Source organism: Pedobacter riviphilus (assembly GCF_014692875.1).
Lineage (GTDB): Bacteria > Bacteroidota > Bacteroidia > Sphingobacteriales > Sphingobacteriaceae > Pedobacter > Pedobacter riviphilus.
The window spans coordinates 84,925-106,231 of the sequence record NZ_CP061171.1; the positions used below are offsets into that span (position 1 = coordinate 84,925).

Sequence of the window (21,307 nt, forward strand, 5' to 3'; positions counted from 1 at the left end):
TGTTGGTTAAAGTTGTTGTTTTTTACAGCATTGAGAAGCCCGTTGGAGAAACCAGAAACAAATAGACTATAAAGTTTTGCTTTTCATTGTATTAGCGATTTGATGAACGGGAGAAGGTATACTGGTTTATCCAAATGTTTCGCATTCTTTTTTATTCTAAAATTTTTATATTTTTATTAAATATTAAGATAATTTTAACAAATTAATTTAATAAAACCCCAAGTTTAGCCTGATAAATATTTGTGATTTAATCACGATTTCTGGCGATAGGTGTGCATCAGGATGTCAAAGTTAACACGTGAAAAAGAGCTGGAATTACTTCGTCGCCTATTATTGGATGATGAGGAGGCTTTTGCTTCTCTTTTTTACGGCTATAAAGATAAACTCTACGGCTTTATTTTTAGGATAACAGAATCCAGCGAGATTGCAAAAGATATCGTTCAGGATGTTTTTCTAAAAATTTGGAACACACGTCATAATACCCATCATGTAGAAAATTTCAATGCTTTTGTCTACCGTATGGCCAAAAATGCTGCTCTTGATCACTTGAAGCGAAAATCGCGTGAGTTAATAGCTGTTTCCGATCTTCGCCTGATTTCTGATGAGCACATGGCCAGCAATCCATTCGAGGATATGAAAGCCACAGAAATCCAATCGAAATTCGAACAAGCTTTAAAAAATCTGCCAAAGCAGCAGCGCGTAGTCTATGAGCTAAGGCATTTGGAAGGGGAAGAGTATTCTGAAATTGCAAAAAAACTAAATCTTTCTGTTGCAACGATTCGGAGCCATTTCAGAAATGCGCTCATTGCGCTAAAAGCAGGCCTTTTTTTGCTGCTTTTCATGATGTTTTTTCGCTTCTAATTTTAGAAGTGCAAAAAATAAAATAAAAAAATAATTTTCTCTTGCACATTTTGACTATTCTGTCGTCTTACCTTTAAAAACACGCTAAAATTGCGTTGATTTTTAAATTAGGTTTATGTCAAATGATACAATAACAGCTTTATTAGCAAAATATCTAAAGGGTGAATGTGATAAAGAGGAACGGGATCAGTTATTTAGTCAGCTGGATACATTAGAACCCAAACAGCTCGATGATCTTTTGAACAGCGCGTGGAAGGATTATGAATCTGACATTGAACTTTCAGAAGGAGATTCACGGGAAATCCTCAATGCGATCTTAACAAAGCGCAGTAAATACTCTTTAAAATATATCTCTATCGCTGCGTCTATTTTAATTGGTATCGTTACAGTTACCTACTTATTCCTTACTTCTAAAAAAATCACCAGTACCCAAAATATGGTCTACACAGATATTAGGCCTGGCGGTAACAAAGCTGAACTTCTCATGGCAAATGGGAAAAAAATATTACTGGGTAGCGGCTTTCAAAAAATTGAGATGCCAAATACCGATTTGATAGTGCAACAGCATTCCAACGGATCATTAACTTACACCAATGGTATAAATACATTACCTGCAAAAATTGCCTATGATACCCTTCGGACTCCAAGGGGTGGGGTTTATCAGGTTAACCTGAGCGACGGCACGAAAATTTGGCTCAATGCTTTTAGTGCGATCAGATTTCCTGAAAAATTTGCCAGTAACAGACGTGATGTCGAACTTCTATATGGTGAAGCATATTTTGAGGTAAAGCATATGACAAATGCACCGTTTGCCGTTAAAACAGCTGCAGGGATTGTTCGGGATTTGGGAACCAGTTTTAATGTAAACAGCATTTCTAATAAGGGCCATGTTGCCGCCACTTTATTGGAGGGAGCTATTGAAGTCGAATCGAACGGTCAATTTAAAAAGATAAAGCCCGGTCAGCAGGCGTTATTTAGTAAAAATAAAATATCGGTTAACGATGTAGACGTTGAGGAGATGACTGCCTGGAAAGATGGGTATTTTATGTTCGACGAATCGATGGAAAGTGCCATGAATAAAATTGCCTTGTGGTACGATGTAAAGGTTGAATACCAAAACGAAGCCCTAAAACACATTCCGGTCTTGGCTACCATAACCCGCTACGGCGAGATCAAAAATGTGCTGCGGATTTTGGAAATGACCAAAAAGGTGCGCTTTAATGTGAATGGAAGAACAATCAAAGTTGTGCGTTTTGCACCATAACCTAATATTAATGAACTGATTTATGATCAACTACCAAACCAAACTTAACTAAACCAAACCACATGAAAAGTAACTAATTGCCATCACTTAAAAGAGGAAAAGGAGTGCTGGAACACCCCTTTCCAAACTCTTAAATCTTTCCGATCAGATCGGAAATGAACGTTTCTTACTAGGTAATTCACGATTTAAAAGAATGTAAATGTATAAAATTTCTACGACAGATTTTATGCAGCTTCCACGCTGCGTCCACAAAGTTTTTAGGCTTACCAAGCCAACTTTTTTCCTGCTACTGATCTCGCTGTTACATGTAAGCGCATCAGGTTTAGCACAAAATATCACAATTAATCAAAAGAAAATCTCTTTAGTAAAGGTGTTTAGGGAGATCCGATCACAAACAGGGTATAGTTCAGTTTGGACTGATACGGAGGAGAAGAACAAAACTGTTAATGTGAGTCTTACCAATGCGCCTTTAGAAGCGGCACTTAAACAAATACTTGCTCAAACAAATCTTTCCTATAGCATTGATAAAGAAAATAGGGCGATTTTGATCTTCACTAAACCAAACACAGCAACAGTAAGCCCCCCGGGCTTGATAGATGTAAAAGGTGTTGTTGTAAATGTGCTAAAACAGCCACTGCTGGGCGCCACCGTTAAAGTTAAAAACAGCGCAATCTCCACACAAACAGGTGCCGATGGCTCATTTCGTTTAGCAGGTATTGCCAGTGATGCTGTTTTAATGATCTCCTATGTTGGATATGCAGTTAAGGAGATAAATGCATCGCCGGATATGGGAACCATTCCGCTTGAATTTGCTGCCAATGATCTTGAATCGGTAAATGTTACCTTCTCAACAGGATATCAAACGCTCTCGAGGGAAAGAAGCGCAGGCTCATTTTCAAAGCCCAGCCTGTCGGTTATGAACGATAGATCAAGCAGCACAAATGTATTGCAAAGGTTGGATGGATTGGTACCTGGTTTAGCCGTGAACAATGCTCCCGATGCAGGTAACAATCCCTTTTTGATACGTGGTTTATCATCAATCAATTCCAACAGAGGTCCGCTTGTGGTTTTAGATGGGGTACAGGTTCCCGATAATTTTATTCAAAACATCAACATGCAGGATGTTGCAGATATCACCGTACTTAAAGATGCAACCTCCTCCTCTATATGGGGTGCTAAAGCGGCTAATGGCGTAATTGTGATTACCACAAAAAAAGGCACTGCCGACGAAAAGTTGAAAATTGATTATGACGGGTATCATAATTTTCAGGGCATGCCTGATCTGAGCTATATCCAGAAGATGAACAGCGGCCAGTTTATTGCTACAGCAAAGGAGCTATTTCCACAATATGTGGGCAGTAATTCCTATAATTCTGTTCAATTAATTGCCCCTGTTACACCTCATTTGCAGGCACAGTATGATGCAAGCAGAGGCTTAATAACCCAGGCCCAGGCTAATGCAAAACTCGATAGTTTAGCGGGAATAGATAACAGCGATCAGCTTAAAAAGTATTTCTACAGACAGGCAGCAACTACTAACCATACCTTATCTGTATCCGGTGGTGGTAAAACACATTCATTTTATGGTTCTGCTAATTATATTGGAACGGTTAATAATACTCCGGGCCAGACAGACGACCAGTACAAAATCAACCTGCGCCAAGACTTTAAGTTCAACAAACGCCTCCAGGTTTACCTCATCACCGATCTCACCAACAGGGTTACCAGGAGTAATAATATAACCGTTCCAAGTTTGGATCTGGTGCCTTACCAGTTATTTGCTGATCCCGCAGGAAATCCATTAATAGTCAATCATATGGGTAATTATAGCGATGATCTACGTAAAGATTATCAGGCAAGAAGCCGTATTAATCTGGATTATTCCCCTTTACAGGAGATAGAGAATGGATACACCAAAGGTAATGCATTATCTACAAGAGTTGTGGCGGGTGTGACACTGGAGCTTATAAAAGGCCTCCGTTATGAAGGAACATTCGGTTATAACATTAATTCTTTTAAAAATCGCGTGCAGCTGGATCAGAACAGTTATGCGGTAAGAGACGAAGTAATGACATTTACCCAGGCGCCTACGCTTAACAGTACCCCTATCTATAATGTCCCGGCTTTTGGGGGCCGGTTAACTGCTACTGATGAACTGCTCAAAAGCTGGACAATCAGAAACCAGTTTTTGTATGATCATACCTGGCTTGATAAACATCAGTTGACCATTATGGCAGGACAGGAAGCAACCAGTAACTCTCCGCTTTCAACAACGACCATCTATAGGGGATGGGATGATCAGCTTCAGGTAGCAAGACCTATAAATTATCAATTATTAGGTGAAGGTATCACCGGAACGGTAGCAGGCGGAACAAGGACATTAGCTAATAATGTAACCGGTGGCGAAGGTGTAATCAGCAGGACATCCTCTTATTTTGCCAATTTAGGTTATACATTCGACCGGAAATACACGCTAAACAGCAGTATCCGTATTGATAGAAGCAATTTGTTTGGCTTTGACCAATCGGCTCAGAACAGACCGGTGTGGAGCGTTGGGGGTAAATGGGCACTTGGAAGAGAGGAATTTATGAAGCCCGTAAATTGGTTAAGCCGTTTAGATCTTAGGTTTACCTACGGTATCACAGGTAATGCACCCACTCCAGGTACTGCAGCATCATGGGATATTTTACGTGCCGAAACAAATGTCAATTATCCAAACGGCGTTGGCCTGATCATCAATGCACCCGCAAACAAAAAACTTACCTGGGAACTCACCAAAAACTATAACCTGGGTCTGGATTTTGAAATCCTGAATGGCATATTGTTCGGTTCGATAGACGGTTATATCCGGAAAACAAATGATTTGATCGGTAACCTGACAACCGCACCGCTTACGGGCTTTGCCTCTGTGATCGGGAACTTTGGCGATTTGCAAAACAAGGGTTTAGATATCTCGCTTGGTTCGCTAAACATCAGCAATAACAATTTCACCTGGACCACTTCATTTACCTTAGGTTATAATAAAAATAAGATATCGCGGCTTGCAAATGCTACGCCCATCACTACCGGGCCAGGCATGATCAGTACCAGGTTCTTGGATGGTTATCCTTCTTTTGTGGTATTTGCCTATGATTATGCGGGTTTAAATGCTTCCGGAGATCCCCAGGTCAAACTGGCTGATGGAACGGTTACTTCAAATCCGACAGCAACTACTGCTCAAGATGTAGTATACATGGGAAGTTCACAACCTGTTTACAGCGGTGGTTTTTCTAACAATTTCCGCTATAAAAATGTCACATTGGGCATCAATATTATTTATAACGGTGGAAACGTAATGTTTCGCGATGTAAATACATTTTGGTCAGGCGTACCTTATTTAAATTACATGACCAGCGAATTTGCCAACCGTTGGAAAGTAGCCGGAGACGAGAACAAGACCGATATCCCTCGATATGCTGCCACAAGTGCGGTTAGTGGGAATAGAAATACGAACTATTATACTTATGCAAATAGCAACGTGTTTAATGCTTCCTTCGCGAAGATCCGCGACATCACATTAGCCTATGATGTTAGGGGTGGGCTAATCAAAAAACTGCATGCACAATCTATAACATTCAGGGCACAGGTTTCCAACTTAATGTTATGGAAAGCCAATGATTTAGGGATCGATCCAGAGTTCCAGTCTTTAGGAAATGTTGGTGCAACTCAAACCGCCGGCAACACCGGAGCGATAAGAAACCTGCGTACAGGGCAAGGAACAATAACATTAGGGGCCCATATCACACTTTAAATAGAATTAACAGTTATGAAACTCACAACGAAATACTTTTTAATAACACTGGTTGCCTGCACCATGCTTTTGGCTGGCTCCTGCAAAAAAGATTTTTTGGAAATACAGCCCAAAGGATCACTGATTGCAAAAACAACAAACGATTACGAACAGATTTTAAATGGTTTGTTTTTGCAAAACACCGTTTCTGCTTCTATATACCTTGGAGATGACGTGGCCCTGCAAAATAATTATCTTGAAAGCGTGCCTTTACGCGTTCAACGTTTGTTCCGGTATGAAGATATGGTTTACGAGCAGAACGAACTTCCGCAGGAAATAACGGCTCCCACGGGTTATATTCAAAAGCTTTACCTTTTTAATAAGATCATCAACGAGGTAATGGGATCAACACAGGGAAGTGATCAGCAGAAAAAGCAGTTATTGGCTGAAGCAAAAGTTGGTAGGGCTATTTGCAATCTGGCCTTTTTAAATGACTTTTCTTTGCCTTATAATCCTGCTTCAGCTTCAACTGATTTGGGCATACCGCTCATCACTGCCGCCGATGTTACCCAAACATCGTTTACCCGTGCAACTGTAAAGGAATGTTATACTGCAATCATAAAAGATTTAACAGAAGCCTTTCCAGACCTCGGGCCGGTTACGCACCGCAGAAGGTTATCAAAAATGGCTGCTGAATTTTTTCTTACGAGAGTATATATGAATATGCTTGATTTTACTTCGTCTAAAACACATATTGACGGTGCTTTTGCAGAGTTATCTAAATCAACCATACCACTCTCCCTTTATGATTACAACGTTGTTTTAGATGAAAATGCGGCTGGTTCCTGGTTTCCACTCAACTTCCTGGGGGCGTTAAGTAACCTTCCCCTTGCAGCAAACAACAGCCAGGTCATTTATAATATTTCTACCACTGTCTGGAATTTCAACTTTGCTGATTGCCCTGTTTTTAGCCCTCAGGTAGCAAGTCTTTATAGTGATGATGATAAACGATTGCTGCTTTATTCAGACACCGAGTTATTTGGCGACCTGATTTATCCTAAAAAAGTTCGTCGTTATCCCAATTTCTTTCTAGACATAGGACCATCTCTACCCGAAATGTATTTAATGCGTGCAGAAATAAAGGCGCGGGGAAATGATCTGAACGGAGCAAAGGCAGATGTTGAAGCTTTACGGTCAAAAAGAATGCCCGCCTCAGCTGTGGCCCTGCCTTCAAACGTAGTTTCGGATCAACAGGCCATGGTTAGATTTATTTTAGATGAACGCATTAGGGAGTTTGCGCTTTCAGGCTTGCGGTGGTTGGATATGCGTCGTCTTTCAGTAGATCCGATCTATAAAGATCATATCAATCCTAACCACTACCTCCTGGATTCTGACGGCAATGTTTTAAAAACTTATACGTTAACGCCGAAGCGCTATGCGATGAAATTTGGAAGCCTCATGATCAACCAGAATCGAGGATTAGTAGACAATCAATAACCTTTCTTTCGGCTAGCATCCCTGCTAGCCGCTATTATATCATATATCAAATGTCAGTTATGAAAATCAACAATTTAAAAAAATGTATTGCGACTGTAGTTCTGGGGCTGATGATCGGTTTCGGAGCTCAGGCACAACAGCCTAATCCTTTGGCTGAAAAGTATGACGAGTTTACCCTTATTGATAAAGCACAGGATCAGGAGAAATTTTATAAGGACTTAATTAAAAAGATACCTGAAACGGAGAAAAATAGAAAACTTTACGACCGTATCAGGGGAGCAATAGCCATCAACTGGCTTCATGAGGAAAATTTTGATAAGTTCAAACAATATGATCAGTCTGTTAAAGATGGTCTATCATTGTTTGAGCTAACCAACATTCTTGAAAAGTGGTTAGATGACAAAAAAAACCTAGCATGGATGGATGTAACTTCCAAACAATATCTTAAAGATATTGAAAACGGTTTACGTAAAGATGATTTCGAACACGCACACGAAGTCTTATTGGAAATTTCAGCAACAATAGATTGTATAAATGGTGATAAAAGTGCCGCATTAGCAAAGATTAATGAAGCGCTTAAAGATGCTAAAATGAGGAACATGAATTATTTTAAAGATTCAAAGCCAAATTTTATCAGTCGTTATGCGTTCATTTTAGATGCAAACGGCCAAACCCAAAAGGCGATTGATACACTTACCGTTTCCGTTAAAGATGCAGAATCCAATCCCAAACTTTTAGCTATCCTTAAAACCATCTATGCAAAAGTAAATGGAGAAGATAATGCTACAAAATATGTTGCTTCATTGCAAGATGAGGCCTATCAGCGCTATTATAAAGAACTCGAAAGTAAGTGGGATCCAATTGGCAAACCCGCACCAACAGTTGCCATCACTAAATTAAATGGGCAGGAATTTAAAGTGTCTGATTACAAGGGAAAAATCCTGGTAGTTGATTTTTGGAGTACAACCTGTACGCCCTGCAAAGCCTGCTTCCCTGCTTTCGAAAGAATTGTTGCAGACTATAAAAATGAACCATTTCAGTTATTCGTAGCAGGAATAGCAGAAGATAAGGAAACCCAGCAGCAATATGTTGATAAATCTAAGCTGACTTTAGATGTATTAAGAGATCCTGAAATGGCATTCTATAAAGCAATTGGTGCGAAAGGTACACCACATAAGTTTATCATCGATCCTAAAGGAATAATAAGAATGGACGGAATTGGTTACGCTGGCTCAACAGATCGCGAATACTATGAAGTTAAAGCAATGATAGAGATTACTAAAAAGCATGCCGCCAACAATAATTAATAACAATATGAAAAAAAATCTCATTCTTTTGTTCATCTGCTCATTTTTTACACTGAAAGGATTCGGGCAAATTTATCATCCCATAAAGTGGAGTTATGCTGCAAAGAAAACGGGTAAAAATGAAGCAGTTGTATTCGTAAAAGCCACCTTGGAAAAAGGCTGGCACTTATATTCACAATATGTCGAAAAGGGTGGTCCACAACCAACTAAATTTACTTTTGAAAAATCCAATACCTATAGCCTGATAGGAGCTACAAAAGAACCTCATGCGATTATGCGTTTGGAACCCACGTTTATGATGGAAGTCGGCTTTTTCGAAAATGCAGTCATTTTTCAGCAAAAAGTCAAGTTAACCGGTAAAAAAGCCGCGGTAAAAGGGAAAGTAGAGTTTATGGTATGTAACGATAAAATGTGCCTTCCTACAGATGAAGTCGAATTTACCGTTAACGTAATTTAATATCCAGAACTATAAAATAACAACATGAAAAAATTAGTGATCGTCGCTTTATCAATAATTCAATTGAGTGCTTTTGCACAGGACGCGAAAAATAAATTTACGATATCAGGTAAATACGGAACATTTAATGCCCCTGTAAAAGCTTACTTACAGTATAATATAAACGGTAAAGACATAACAGATTCTGTTACATTGAAAAATGGGATTTTTAAGTTTACCGGAACAGCCACACCTTCACCCGTTTATGCTGATCTGATTTTTGATTCTAAAGCTGTTGGAAAGGAAAAAAGTCTTGAACGGGGTATCGTAATTATAGAGCCTGGTAATATCACGGTTGCTACAAAAGGCAATATTACCAATGGCCTAAAAGTTACCGGCACACCTTCAAATAACGATTATACCGAATTTAATGCTATTGTAGATACTGAATTCTCCAAAATGTCTCCTGATGACAGGAGTATCATGGACGGGAAAACCAACGCTAATAACACTTCCAATTTTGAGGAAAAACTGGAAGCATTCAAAAAGAGGTATAGTAAATTAACAAATGACGCTTATATAAAATTTGTAAAAAGCCATCCCAACTCTGATCTTGCATTGGATCTAATGTCAAAAATAGCATATGATTCAGAATACGCTGAAGTTAAACCTTTATTTGACGGCTTTTCTGATAAGATAAAGAATAGCGCCGATGGCAAAAGTTTTGCTAAAGCCTTAGAACAGATGAAAGCTACTGAAATTGGTCAAAACGCACCTGATTTTGAAATGGCTGATACTGAAGGTAAGCTGTTTAAACTTTCATCTTTAAAAGGAAAGTATGTTTTATTAGATTTTTGGGCGTCGTGGTGCGGACCCTGTAGAGCGGAAAATCCAAACCTTATAAAAATTTATAATAAGTTTAAAGATCAGAACTTTACGATTGTAGGTGTTTCACTGGATAAGGCTAACGCTAAAGACCTTTGGCTGGCTGCTATAAAAAATGATGGCCTGCCATGGCTGCAACTTTCAGATCTGCAGAGCTTTGATAATACAGCAGCTAAACTGTATGGTGTACGCGCAATACCACAAAATTTCCTGATTGATCCCAGCGGTAAAATTGTTGGTAAAACTTTAGTCGGAAAGGGGCTTGAGCTTAAACTTACGGAAATGCTTGGTAATCCCGTTAAATAGGATTGATATGTATTAAATTATTGATAATGAGTTTGTTGTGTTGTTTTTTTGTTGGTTTGGTCCGTTTTCAATAAAAGACACATTTACGGCTTTCCTATTGATGTTTAAACACAATCTTACCGTTATACTCGTATTATTTCCCCATGAATAGTATTAATATTTATGGGGAAATCTATTAAACAAAGAGAACGCTTTCTTCGATATTAAAAATGTGCGTTTATTTTTGCAATGCTGGTTGGTTGCTAACTTTCTGATCCCGAAACTAAATACCTAACTTTTCCATCAACTGCTTTTTATAAGCTTGCCCGATAGGAATAAACTGCTGGTCGTTGAGAACTAGACTGTCCCTCACTATGCGAGCAATTACTAGCTTATTGACCAAGTAAGAACGGTGTGATTGGATGAAATATTTCTGGTTTAACTTGTCTAAAATTCCCTTCAGTGTATGGTAGAGTAAATACGTTTCGGTAGTAGTGATGATTTTTATATAGTCTTTATTTCCTTCAATTAACCTGATGTCTCGTTGTTTGATTGTGAGATAGCTATCCTTTACCCTGATGACCAGCTGATCTTCAAAGGCGCTGTTTGGTTCACTTCTTGGCGAAAGCTTGTCAATAGCCTTTATAAATCTTTCGTATGAAAAAGGTTTTAGAAGATAGTCGGCCACACCCAGCTCGAAACCTTCGAATGCATAATCTTTAAAGGCAGTTGTAAAAATGGTACTGGGCCTATGTTTTAGTGCTTTCAGAAAACTGATGCCGTTGATAAGCGGCATTTCGATGTCTAAAAAAAGCAAATCAATTTGATGGCTTTCCAAATATTCAAATGCTTCAACTGCATTTCTGAACTGTGCTACCAGCGTCATTCCGGGAGTTTGCGCGATATAATGTTTCAGCACATCATGTGCAAATGGCTCATCATCTAAAATTACGCACTTCATTTCAAGGTTATGCTTAGGTTCGCCGTATAAATACCGTTCAATTCTTGTATCTGGAGATGGTGTTTGCCTTGGTAATAGAGCTCCAGTCTTTTTCTAATATTCACTAATCCTATACCGCCCCTGTTGCTTTTTAAGGGTTGGCTCGGCAGCATCTCATTTTCTATTTTGAAGAACAAAACCTGTTCATCTACCATTAACTCGGCTGTAACACCAGCATTATTTTTCAGTTTGTGCTTGCCATGTTTGAACGCATTTTCTACCAAAGGCAAAAATAGCAGTGGTGGCATTTTTACATCGGGTATGGTTTCCGAGACGTTAAACCGAATTGAAGCGTCTGGAAACTTTTTCTGCTCAATCTCAAAATATCCTTTTAGGAAATTAACTTCTTCGCTTAGCGGAACCTCCTCCCGGCTACAATCATACAAAATATACTGCATCATTTGCGACAGCAATAAAATAAACCTAGAGGTATCTTTAGATTGTATTAGGCTCATGCCATATAGACTGTTTAACGTATTGAATAGAAAATGAGGCTGGAGCTGCGCCTTTAACAAGCCTAACTGGAGCTTCAAATGGTCGGTTTCTACCTTGTGGCGGATCATCTCATTTTCGTAGGAGAACCTCGAGAAGGCGATGCTTAAAAAGGCAATCGAATCGGTCATGATCAGATTCCAATCTGAAAAGAAACCATTGTACTGGCGATTAAAATAGGCATGCACCGGACTACCATAGGTGAATTGTTTGAAAATCCATGACAGGAACATGTTGATGTAGGGTGTCATAAATATGAAGTATACTACAGTGATGAGTATAAGGGCCATATATTTTCTTAGATGCAACAGTTTTGGAATCGCCCACCGGTAATAGGGAATAATGGGTAATGTGCTGCAAATTCCAAACAGGCAGATCATTGGATAGGGGAAATCGTTACCTGGAATTCGTTGTAATCCCGAATTTTCGATCAGGTACGAATATTTATATATTGTAACATAGAATACCCAAATCAGGATTTCGAATATGGTTGAGAAGTTGAAGGCTGTTCTTTTGTTCACCTTTCAAAAATCGCTAAAATAGTTGAAATAGTTTTTCCCCTGCGATAAACCTCAGGTTTTGCACGACGAATAGACGCATATGTTAATTTATCGTGCAAGGAAGGCCTGTGGTCGAATTTTTTTTCATGCCACGGGCGAATGCTCATTCTTTTGCTTCATAAAACAATACATGATGAAACACATGACCTTAATAATTTGTCTGGCCGTCATCCTTCCGTTTAACAGCCAGATCGTTTTCGCTCAGCAAAAAGACACGGTTTCGAAATTGACTGTTGTCCAAAAAAAATCGCTGAAAAGCGTCTCTCTTGAGAGCTATGAAAAGTTTAAAGCCTCCGTTAAACCATTAATTGCCGAAATGGGGGCGAAGCAGATTGTAGGTCTTGGAGAAGGAACACACGGAACGGCAGAATTTTATAAACTCAGGTATTACATCAGCAGGATATTGATTGAAGAAAAAGGATTTAATCATGTTGCTTTCGAGAATGATGTTGCCGAGATGTGGTTAATGAACCAGCAGTTAAACCAGGCAACTGATGTTATGGCATTGATGAAAAAATACATGATCGGAATCTGGCAGAACAAAGAAACAAAGGAGCTGCTGGATTGGATCAGGATATATAATAAAAGTCACAAAAAAAAGGTTTCGGTAAACGGTATAGACTTCCCTGTTCAAAAGCCCGATATTGATATGATTACGCTTTTGCTTAAAAAAGCGGGTATTAACAGTTTTTACGAAGAAGTTGAGCGCCTGAATGTTGCTGCTCATTTTCAGGATGAGGCTTGGTTTGGCATGAACCGAAAAGATTTTAAGGTAGATTGGAAATTGCTGAACCAATATTGTAGCCAAGGTTACTTCACCGCCGATTCCCTGGAACAGCAAGTTAGTAAAATAGAGATGGAAACAAGCCTCAGATCTGATCTTCTATTGGCGATTAGCAATCTTAAACAGGGGTTTGAACCGTTTAAGCCAAAATCCAAATATGTACAGAGAGATAGCATCATGGCCCACAATACCGCTTTAATGATAAAAGGAAAGGAAGATAAAGTGATTATCTGGGCACACGATGCTCACCTTGGGAAAAAAGAGATTTACGATAATTCTGTTGGCGGAACGGGAAAATACCTGCTAAAACTATTTCCCAACAATTATTTCGTTCTGGGTACAGGAACGGCAATGGGTGAATTTGGGGCAACGACCGATGCCCGCGCTGTAAATACCACCGTGATGTTGCCCTATAAACTTGAGGAGCCGATCAAAGGTTCATGGGAAGAATTATTGGGTACATTGACCAAAACGAATGTATATTTCTTTACCAAGGCCTTTAACCCAAATAACCTGGTCAAGCCACAGCGATTTATAGGCTATGGTACAAAAAGCGGCGTGAGTTTGTACGATAAGGTAAATTTAGCCGAGTTATATGACGCTTTTCTTTTCGTTAAACAAAGCCATGCGGCAACAATGTTTTGATTTTTTGGGTAGGTAATGTTTTACTCCCAAAATACACTAAGTAGGCGCTTTTAAGTGGTTTATTTTAACAAATCTTTATACGTTCTTCCAATGGGTAACTGCTTGCCGCTTTTTACCTGAACACTTTGGGCGCTTATTGAGACAATATCTTTTTTTCTTACAATATACGATTTGTGAATGCGAACAAATCCCAGTTCGCCGTTTTTATTCATGAAATCTGAAAGCCGTTGTAATACAAGATACTGCTTAAACCTGGTTACAATTTTAATGTATTCACGAAATCCTTCAATCCATTGTATATCATCTAATAAAACTCTATTCAACTTGTAGTCAGATTTAAATGTCAGGTACGATTGCTCCACCTCAGATGCCGAAAATTTCAAATAATCAATAGCCTTTTGAACTGCTTTTTTGAACCGGTCAGGAAAAACAGGTTTAACCAGGTAGTCGATAACGTCCATGTCGAAGGCTCTGGCCGCATAGGTCGGATCAGCAGTGATGAAAATACAGAGTTTACCTTTTGGAACCAATGCCAGGAAGTCTGTTCCGGATAAGCCAGGCATCTCAATATCGAGGATTAGTAGTTCTACAGATTCCAGTAATAGATAATTCAGGGCTTCCGTAGGATCTAAAAAGGTATCCATGAGTTCAATTTCGGGCATGTCCAAACAATATTTTTTGATGAGTTCTAAAGCAGGAGCCTCATCATCAACATAAATGGCCTTTATCGGTTTCATAAATATATGTTTAAAATTGCTTTATATACACTACCGTCGTTACTGCTCTCAAAGTTATAATTACTTTGATAATGGTTTTCAAGAATATTTTCAAGCACTTTCATGCCAACGCCACGATAGGTGGTATCATCATTGTCGATTATTTTATTTGAGATTGAATTTTCAATGCAAAATTCCAGTTTAACTTCTGAAATGCTTACTGATGCTTTAATTCTAGCCGTCTTGTCAGATCCCATAGCAGCATATTTGATGGCATTTTCAAACAGCGTGAGATAAATTGTTGGTGGGATCTCAACAATTTCAAATAGATTATCATCAGGAAAACATAGATCGATATCTAACCCCGAGCCATGTTTCAGTTGATAGAGGCCGCTCAGGGCGATAATCATTTGTAGTTCCCTATCAACCGGTATGGTGTTTTTTGAAATCTCATATGTGGTATACTGCATCAAAAGGCTTAACTGTTTAATTAAATTGGCCGAGCTTCCATCTGTAGCATAACTGTGCGAATAGATATTATTTAAGGTGTTAAACAAAAAGTGAGGATTTATTTTTGATTTTAGCAGTTCAAGATCTGCTTCTTTTTTTCTCAGGCTGAGTTCTGCAAGTTCACGCTCAGCAATTAGTTTGTATTTTGAAATGCCTTGAATAGAGGGAACTAAAATGATGATGATCTGCATCAGGTAAATCATAAAAAGATAACCGCCATCAATCTCCGCCCCGAAAAGTTGAGGCTCAATTAGTATCCTGACCAAACTTGAAATTACAAAAATGGCGGCAATGTAGCGTACATATTCTCCATAGCGCTTCGTCTGGTAATACGCTGGCACCAAAACGCTAAAGCATAATAAATAAACAGGGATGTTAATACAAAGCATAAATAACAACCGCAGTGCTGCCTCTTTTAAGTCCCAAAAGTTCAGATAAACGTAACCGCTCACAGATAAGAATACCAGCCAGAAAACAATGTGCTGAATGATAATTAATCCAGGCCAACGACCATTTACTAAGAAATGCATCACTTTTTTATCAAAAGAGAGCCTGAGCACTAAAATCAGGAGTATAAGGTTGATCAGCAGATTCATTTATCAGGGGCTTCAATTGTTGTTTGTTAATAATTCATGTAGTTTATTGATATAAATCTTTTTAAGCTTAAGATAGGTGCATATTTATTAACCCGTTACAAATTATGTATCGGAATTAACCAAATATATACAACGGATTAAAATCCGCCTAGTTGAGATTAAATGAAGGCTAATATCCCTATTTTTTTTATAAACGACGGCATGAGCATATCAATTACCAGATTCTCATTAGTCATCTTCCTTTTTGTGGGGTGCCTGTTAACAGTAAGTGCTCAGGAAAAAAAGGCTAATAAGCCACTAAAGTATTACTTGAACGATGATAAAACACATTTTATAGCATTTTCAGGTTATGCGCAGATTTGGGCAAGATATACCGAGCTCAATCCCGGCAGTAAGATAAATGAAAGTAACGTAAATTCAACCGCTGACATTTCTTTAAGAAGGCTTCGCATGAAAATGGTGGTTGCGCCAACGGATCGGCTTACCATGGTTTTTCAGGGAGGGACAACTAACCTGACCTACCTTTCTGATAATGAAAGTGCTTTTGAATTACTTGATGCCTACGGAGAATATAAACTAAGCAACAAATTTACTTTAGGGGCAGGCCGATCTAACTGGAAGGGGTTTACCCGTTTTGCTTCTGGCCCAACTGCTACTTTATTGTATGATGTACCTTTTATAACACTGGGTAACGTAAACAGAACCGATCTTACCCTACGGAATCTGAATGTTTTTTTCAAAGGTCAGCTAGGAAAGTTAGATTACCGGTTTATCATAGCCAAAACTTATGTGCCCTTTACCGGAAAACCTTTACAAGACATCTCTACCTTTAATAACCTGGAGGTTAAACCCAACTTTTCATCCTATTTCAAATGGCAGTTTTTTGAAAAGGAAAACAGTACACCTACTTCTCCAGGAAGTTATTTAGGGAAAAAAAAGGTATTGGCCCTCGGCGTAGGGATGGAATACCAGAAAGATTTGCTCTGGAGCCTGAAATCTGCAGATACTTTGCTAAACGATATGAAACTCTTTTGCGCAGACATCTTCTTCGATACTCCGATTAATTTGAGCCGAGGAACATCATTTAATTTTTATTCAGCAGCTTTTCTTCATGATTATGGCCCTGGCTACATCAGAAATCTGGGGATAAACAACATTTCGAATGGACTGGATAATAAAAAAGCATCCTTCAATGGGGCGGGCAATAGTTATCCGGTTGTAGGAACCGGACACAGCTTTTATCTGCAATCTGGTTTCACCCTCCCTTATTTCAATCAGCAAAAGAAAAGCTTGAGATTGATGCCTGCATTGGGTTTTCAGTATTCCCGGTTTGAGCGTCTCTCCGAGCCCATGATCAGTTATGATCTGGGACTTACCTTACTGTTAAAAGACCATGCATCGAAACTTGTTTTTAATGCCCAAAGCAGGCCCATATATACCGATCAAGGCGATGGGCTAAAAGTAGCTGACCGGAAAATGATGTTCGTTTTAATGTACCATATCAATATAGACTAATAAAAAAGAGCCAATGTTAATCGAAAAATTACCTCAAACATTAGATGAGCAAACCAAGGCGACTCGCCGCATTTGGAAGCGAATTGTAACCAACCTTACTTTCTGGGTGCTCATTGCCATTATTGCAGGCGTTCTACTGGGCACTGTTGCCCCTGCAATTGCCGTTAAAATGGAAATTATTGGCAAAACTTTCATCGATATTATTAAACTCTTTATCGCCCCAATTATATTTCTGACCATTGTTTTGGGTATAAGTGGCATGGGCGATCTGAAAAAGGTTGGTAGAATTGGTATCAAATCCCTCATTTATTTTGAAGTAGTTTCCACTTTTTCCCTCGCCATAGGTATTGGCATGGCTGTTCTTATCAAACCAGGAAACATTGACAAAGCAAATTTGCAGATTCAAAATGCCTCGAAGTACACCTCATCGCCAGAAAAAGGTTTTGACTGGGTACATTTCTTTATGAATAACCTCACCATTCAGGTATTATTGGTTGCTATAATTGTTGGAATCGCTCTTAACTATTCTAAACATCGGGAAAAAGCAGTTTTTGGCTTAGAATATTTATCTAAAAAAGTGTTTCTGGGCTTAAAATATGTCATGTATCTCGCACCGCTTGGTGCCTTCGGCGGCATGGCTTATACCATTGGCAAATTCGGACTTCATACCCTCATACCCCTGGCCAAGCTCATGGGAACAGTATATCTCACCATGGGGCTGTTTATATTTCTGGTTTTGGGCGGCATTATGAGATATTACAAAATGAGTATCTGGAAATTTATCAAATACATTAAGGAAGAATTATTGCTGGTTTTGGGCACATCTTCTTCCGAATCGGCATTGCCTTCGATCATGCAAAAACTCGAAAAGATGGGCTGCAGCAAGTCTGTTGTTGGGCTGGTTATTCCAACAGGCTATTCTTTTAATCTGGACGGTACCTCAATCTATCTTTCTATGTCCATTATATTTCTTGCCCAGCTTTACGGCGTTCATCTCTCGATATGGGAGATGTTAAGTATCATCGGGATCCTGATGGTGACTTCAAAAGGTGCAGCTGGTGTAACAGGAAGTGGTTTTATTGTTTTAGCCTCAACACTTGCCGCTATCCATAAGATTCCGATAGAAGGACTGGCGTTTCTTTTAGGGGTAGATAAATTTATGAGTGAAGCACGCGCATTAACAAATATTATCGGTAACGGGGTGGCTACAATCGTTGTTGCGCAAAGCGAGAAAGAGTTTCACCCACAAAAGGATGATGATGTGCGATCAAATGCAAATCAAAAAAATAAGGTAATAAAAAAAGAATTGGTATACTAAAATTAGATCAAATGAATACAGCAGAAACATTTCATGAATTAGGATTCAAGCTTTATGGTAAGTATGTTCATTATCAATTAGAAGCAGCGCAACTTGTTAGACAGACACTGGAAAGAGGCCAGGGAATTTTGAACAATACAGGAGCATTGTGTGTAGATACCGGAAGTTTTACTGGCCGGTCGCCAAAAGATAAGTTTACCGTAATCGATGAAACAACCAGCGATACTGTTGATTGGGGAGAAGTAAACCGACCTATCTCGAAGGCTCATTTTGATGTTTTGTATAAAAAAATGAGAAGCTACCTTGCTGAACGTGAAGTTTGGGTGAGAGATGTTCATGCCTGTGCTGATGCAAGGTTTGGATTAACCATTCGTATTGTTAATGAAACGCCATGGGCAAATCTATTTTGCCACAACCTTTTTCTGAGGTCGGATGCGCATAATGTGCTTAGTCCGGACACGGAATGGCTTATTTTGCAGGCCCCAGGTTTCTTTGCCGACCCAGAGACTGATGGGACACGTCAAAAGAATTTTACTGTAGTCAATTTTAGCCGCAAGATCATTTTAATTGGTGGAACGGCATATACCGGAGAAATGAAGAAAGGGATTTTTAGTGTATTAAATTATGTTTTGCCCTTACAACGTAATGTTTTAAGTATGCACTGTTCGGCCAACGAAGGTGAGGATGGTAAAGTCGCGCTATTTTTTGGCCTTTCAGGTACAGGCAAAACAACACTGAGTGCAGATCCCAACCGTTCATTAATAGGTGATGATGAACACGGCTGGTCGGAAAACGGCGTGTTTAATTTTGAAGGAGGGTGTTACGCTAAAGCGGTAAATCTTGACCCTAAGAAAGAGCCTGAAATTTTCGGGGCCATCAAACCCGGTGCATTACTGGAGAACGTAGTTATAGATACTGATGGGCGCATAGATTTTTCGGATATTTCCAAAACAGAAAACACCAGAGTAGCCTATCCAATTCAGTTTATAAAAAATGCTAAAGAACCATCAACAGGGGGGATACCCAAAAATATATTCTTTCTTACCTGTGATGCCTTTGGAATACTCCCACCAATAAGCAAGCTAGATAAGGGGCAAGCCATGTATCACTTTATTTCTGGTTACACAGCAAAGGTAGCAGGTACAGAAATGGGGGTGTCCGAGCCACAGTCAACCTTTTCTGCGTGTTTTGGAAGCGTGTTTTTGCCTCTTCATCCTTTAAAATACGCGGAGCTGTTAGGTGAGAAATTGGATGCTAACCCGGAAATTAATGTGTGGCTTGTTAATACCGGATGGATTGGTGGCTCTTATGGAATAGGAAACCGTATAAGTCTAAAATATACACGGGCACTTATTACTGCAGCCATGAATGGTAAATTAGACGACGCCATATTTGTTAACCACCCGGTATTTAAGATTTCGGTACCGCAGCGCTGTGAAGGGGTGCCAGCAGAAATCCTAAATCCCCGGGATTTATGGGAGGATGTTCAGCAATATGATAAAAAAGCAGCTGAACTGGCTATGCTTTTTGAACAACATTTCTCAAAATACATCGCCCATGCAAGTGAGATTATTAAGAAGGCTGCCCCGGTATTGTTAGATTAACAGGTAGATTTACTATATTCAAAGATACGAAAATTAACACCTTCATCTTGAAGTTGATCGCTAAAATAGACCTGATTATAGATAAACTCAATAAATATTTGAGCTTACAGATTATTCTTGCAATAGTCGCTGGGACTCTCTGCGGCATTTTTTATCCAACTAGCGCTACTAAAATGCAATGGATAGGTAGCCTTTTCGTCTCGGCTATTGAGCCCTTCGTAGCTCCGGTAATCTTTCTCACAGTTGTAACACTATTCGGCGGTCTTGAAAATCTGAAATCAATAGGGCAAATTATCATAAAAGCCTTAATTTATTTTGTTTTGATCAGCACAAGCGCTATCCTTTTCGGTATTGGTATTGCCTCATTAATCCAGCCGGGAAAGATAAATAAAGCGCTACTTTCTGAAATTTTACCGGGCCAGTTAATTACCAGTCAATATCCCCATTGGGTAAACGTAGTATTTCAGAACAGTATGCTGATATTACTGCTTACAGCTGTTGTGCTAGGCTTAATCATCAATCAGTCCAGACTTAAAAAAAAAGCAACTTGTTTTTTTGATCTACTCAGGAAGTTTGTGATGAAATTGCTGCGGTATATTTTTGTATTTGCGCCATTTGTTGCCTTTAGTGGCATAGCCTATACGGTAGGCAGATATGGAACGGATAGCTTACTACCCATCGGGAAGATGCTCGCAGGTACATACATCGCCATGTTTCTCTTTGTTTTTTTAGTTCTTGGATCAATCTTGCTTATGCTTAAGGTGAACATCGTTAAGTTTATTGCCGCCATCAAAAACGAGCTGTTATATGCATTGGGAACCTCCTCATCAAGTTCAGTAATTCCCTTGTTAATGGACCGTCTGGAACTTATAGGTTTGAAGCGTGATGTTGTAAGAGTGGTAACGGTTATGGGAAACTCATTAAATCTTAATGGTACTTGCGTTTACCTGGGTATGTCTGTGATTTTTTTAGCCCAATTATACAATATCAGCTTCTCATGGGCAGAACTTTTAAATATAGTAATGATTATTCTGCTTACCTCGAAAGGTGCAACCGGTATTCCTGGCACCGGCTTTCTGGTATTGATAACTACAGTAAACAGCATTCAACGTATTCCAGTTGAAGGACTTGCTGTATTGCTTAGCATCGACCGGTTTATGAGTGAAGCAAGAGCAATTACCAACACCATCGGGCATGGTGTGGCGGCGCTCGTTGTTTCAAACACAAAAGATAAAAACATTTAACGTATTAAGATTAAATTTA

16 protein-coding genes are annotated in these 21,307 nt (G+C 39.2%); 12 read left to right on the forward strand and 4 right to left on the reverse strand.

What is annotated here, in order from left to right; genetic code table 11:
• Positions 1 to 282: 282 nt before the first annotated feature.
• The 7 genes from H9N25_RS00405 (at position 283) to H9N25_RS00435 (ending at position 10,325) form a co-directional block, all read left to right on the forward strand.
• Positions 283 to 861: an RNA polymerase sigma factor gene (locus tag H9N25_RS00405; RefSeq protein WP_167292819.1), complete on the forward strand. Its 579-nt coding sequence runs from the start codon at positions 283 to 285 to the stop codon at positions 859 to 861.
• Positions 862 to 976: 115 nt separating this feature from the next.
• A complete protein-coding gene (locus H9N25_RS00410) occupies positions 977 to 2,125 on the forward strand; it encodes a FecR family protein (protein ID WP_167292820.1) in 1,149 nt (382 codons plus the stop codon).
• Positions 2,126 to 2,324: 199 nt separating this feature from the next.
• On the forward strand, positions 2,325 to 5,915 hold the full coding sequence (locus tag H9N25_RS00415; protein ID WP_190327560.1) for a SusC/RagA family TonB-linked outer membrane protein: 3,591 nt from the start codon (positions 2,325 to 2,327) through the stop codon (positions 5,913 to 5,915).
• A gap of 15 nt (positions 5,916 to 5,930) precedes the next feature.
• Positions 5,931 to 7,391: a RagB/SusD family nutrient uptake outer membrane protein gene (locus tag H9N25_RS00420; protein ID WP_190327561.1), complete on the forward strand. Its 1,461-nt coding sequence runs from the start codon at positions 5,931 to 5,933 to the stop codon at positions 7,389 to 7,391.
• A 59-nt stretch (positions 7,392 to 7,450) separates the two neighbouring features.
• Positions 7,451 to 8,698: a TlpA family protein disulfide reductase gene (locus tag H9N25_RS00425; RefSeq protein ID WP_167292823.1), complete on the forward strand. Its 1,248-nt coding sequence runs from the start codon at positions 7,451 to 7,453 to the stop codon at positions 8,696 to 8,698.
• 7 nt (positions 8,699 to 8,705) lie between these two features.
• A complete protein-coding gene (locus H9N25_RS00430; RefSeq protein WP_167292824.1) occupies positions 8,706 to 9,155 on the forward strand; it encodes a protein-disulfide reductase DsbD domain-containing protein in 450 nt (149 codons plus the stop codon).
• A 24-nt stretch (positions 9,156 to 9,179) separates the two neighbouring features.
• The gene (locus H9N25_RS00435; protein WP_167292825.1) at positions 9,180 to 10,325 is read left to right on the forward strand and encodes an AhpC/TSA family protein; all 1,146 of its coding nucleotides are present in this window, start codon (positions 9,180 to 9,182) and stop codon (positions 10,323 to 10,325) included.
• A gap of 262 nt (positions 10,326 to 10,587) precedes the next feature.
• Here the strand turns inward: H9N25_RS00435 and H9N25_RS00440 are convergent, their stop codons facing one another.
• Both H9N25_RS00440 and H9N25_RS00445 read right to left on the reverse strand, forming a co-directional pair.
• A complete protein-coding gene (locus tag H9N25_RS00440; protein ID WP_169501889.1) occupies positions 10,588 to 11,265 on the reverse strand; it encodes a LytR/AlgR family response regulator transcription factor in 678 nt (225 codons plus the stop codon).
• Positions 11,262 to 12,317, reverse strand: a complete 1,056-nt coding sequence (locus tag H9N25_RS00445) for a sensor histidine kinase (RefSeq protein WP_169501890.1) — start codon at positions 12,315 to 12,317, stop codon at positions 11,262 to 11,264. Before H9N25_RS00445 ends, H9N25_RS00440 begins: the two co-directional genes overlap by 4 nt.
• Positions 12,318 to 12,498: 181 nt before the next feature.
• On the opposite strand from H9N25_RS00445, the gene H9N25_RS00450 reads away from it, so the two are divergent.
• Positions 12,499 to 13,785 (forward strand): erythromycin esterase family protein, encoded by a 1,287-nt coding sequence (locus tag H9N25_RS00450; RefSeq protein ID WP_190327562.1) that lies wholly within the window; start codon positions 12,499 to 12,501, stop codon positions 13,783 to 13,785.
• Positions 13,786 to 13,844: 59 nt separating this feature from the next.
• On the opposite strand, the gene H9N25_RS00455 is transcribed toward H9N25_RS00450, so the two are convergent.
• Both H9N25_RS00455 and H9N25_RS00460 read right to left on the reverse strand, forming a co-directional pair.
• Entirely contained in the window at positions 13,845 to 14,522 is a 678-nt protein-coding gene (locus H9N25_RS00455; protein WP_190327563.1) for a LytR/AlgR family response regulator transcription factor, read from the reverse strand.
• Positions 14,519 to 15,607 carry a sensor histidine kinase gene (locus H9N25_RS00460; RefSeq protein WP_167292830.1) on the reverse strand — a complete coding sequence of 363 codons (1,089 nt, stop codon included), beginning with the start codon at positions 15,605 to 15,607 and terminating at the stop codon, positions 14,519 to 14,521. The genes H9N25_RS00455 and H9N25_RS00460 overlap by 4 nt, the downstream gene beginning before the upstream one ends.
• 201 nt (positions 15,608 to 15,808) lie before the next feature.
• On the opposite strand from H9N25_RS00460, the gene H9N25_RS00465 reads away from it, so the two are divergent.
• The 4 genes from H9N25_RS00465 to H9N25_RS00480 are packed head-to-tail and all read left to right on the forward strand — an operon-like array spanning position 15,809 to position 21,288.
• Positions 15,809 to 17,122: a hypothetical protein gene (locus H9N25_RS00465; protein WP_190327564.1), complete on the forward strand. Its 1,314-nt coding sequence runs from the start codon at positions 15,809 to 15,811 to the stop codon at positions 17,120 to 17,122.
• A 13-nt stretch (positions 17,123 to 17,135) separates the two neighbouring features.
• Entirely contained in the window at positions 17,136 to 18,440 is a 1,305-nt protein-coding gene (locus H9N25_RS00470) for a cation:dicarboxylate symporter family transporter (protein ID WP_190327565.1), read from the forward strand.
• Positions 18,441 to 18,451: 11 nt separating this feature from the next.
• Positions 18,452 to 20,044 (forward strand): phosphoenolpyruvate carboxykinase (ATP), encoded by a 1,593-nt coding sequence (pckA, locus tag H9N25_RS00475; protein ID WP_190327566.1) that lies wholly within the window; start codon positions 18,452 to 18,454, stop codon positions 20,042 to 20,044.
• A gap of 47 nt (positions 20,045 to 20,091) precedes the next feature.
• Entirely contained in the window at positions 20,092 to 21,288 is a 1,197-nt protein-coding gene (locus H9N25_RS00480) for a cation:dicarboxylate symporter family transporter (RefSeq protein WP_190327567.1), read from the forward strand.
• Positions 21,289 to 21,307 lie beyond the last annotated feature (19 nt).

Coding starts and splice junctions, on each gene's coding strand:
- H9N25_RS00460 (WP_167292830.1), bottom strand. CDS start 15,607: ATGAATCTGCTGATCAACCTTATACTCCTGATTTTAGTGCTCAGGCTC.
- H9N25_RS00425 (WP_167292823.1), top strand. CDS start 7,451: ATGAAAATCAACAATTTAAAAAAATGTATTGCGACTGTAGTTCTGGGG.
- H9N25_RS00470 (WP_190327565.1), top strand. CDS start 17,136: ATGTTAATCGAAAAATTACCTCAAACATTAGATGAGCAAACCAAGGCG.
- H9N25_RS00410 (WP_167292820.1), top strand. CDS start 977: ATGTCAAATGATACAATAACAGCTTTATTAGCAAAATATCTAAAGGGT.
- H9N25_RS00430 (WP_167292824.1), top strand. CDS start 8,706: ATGAAAAAAAATCTCATTCTTTTGTTCATCTGCTCATTTTTTACACTG.
- H9N25_RS00440 (WP_169501889.1), bottom strand. CDS start 11,265: ATGAAGTGCGTAATTTTAGATGATGAGCCATTTGCACATGATGTGCTG.
- H9N25_RS00465 (WP_190327564.1), top strand. CDS start 15,809: ATGAGCATATCAATTACCAGATTCTCATTAGTCATCTTCCTTTTTGTG.
- H9N25_RS00435 (WP_167292825.1), top strand. CDS start 9,180: ATGAAAAAATTAGTGATCGTCGCTTTATCAATAATTCAATTGAGTGCT.
- H9N25_RS00455 (WP_190327563.1), bottom strand. CDS start 14,522: ATGAAACCGATAAAGGCCATTTATGTTGATGATGAGGCTCCTGCTTTA.
- pckA (WP_190327566.1), top strand. CDS start 18,452: ATGAATACAGCAGAAACATTTCATGAATTAGGATTCAAGCTTTATGGT.
- H9N25_RS00405 (WP_167292819.1), top strand. CDS start 283: ATGTCAAAGTTAACACGTGAAAAAGAGCTGGAATTACTTCGTCGCCTA.
- H9N25_RS00415 (WP_190327560.1), top strand. CDS start 2,325: ATGTATAAAATTTCTACGACAGATTTTATGCAGCTTCCACGCTGCGTC.
- H9N25_RS00420 (WP_190327561.1), top strand. CDS start 5,931: ATGAAACTCACAACGAAATACTTTTTAATAACACTGGTTGCCTGCACC.
- H9N25_RS00450 (WP_190327562.1), top strand. CDS start 12,499: ATGACCTTAATAATTTGTCTGGCCGTCATCCTTCCGTTTAACAGCCAG.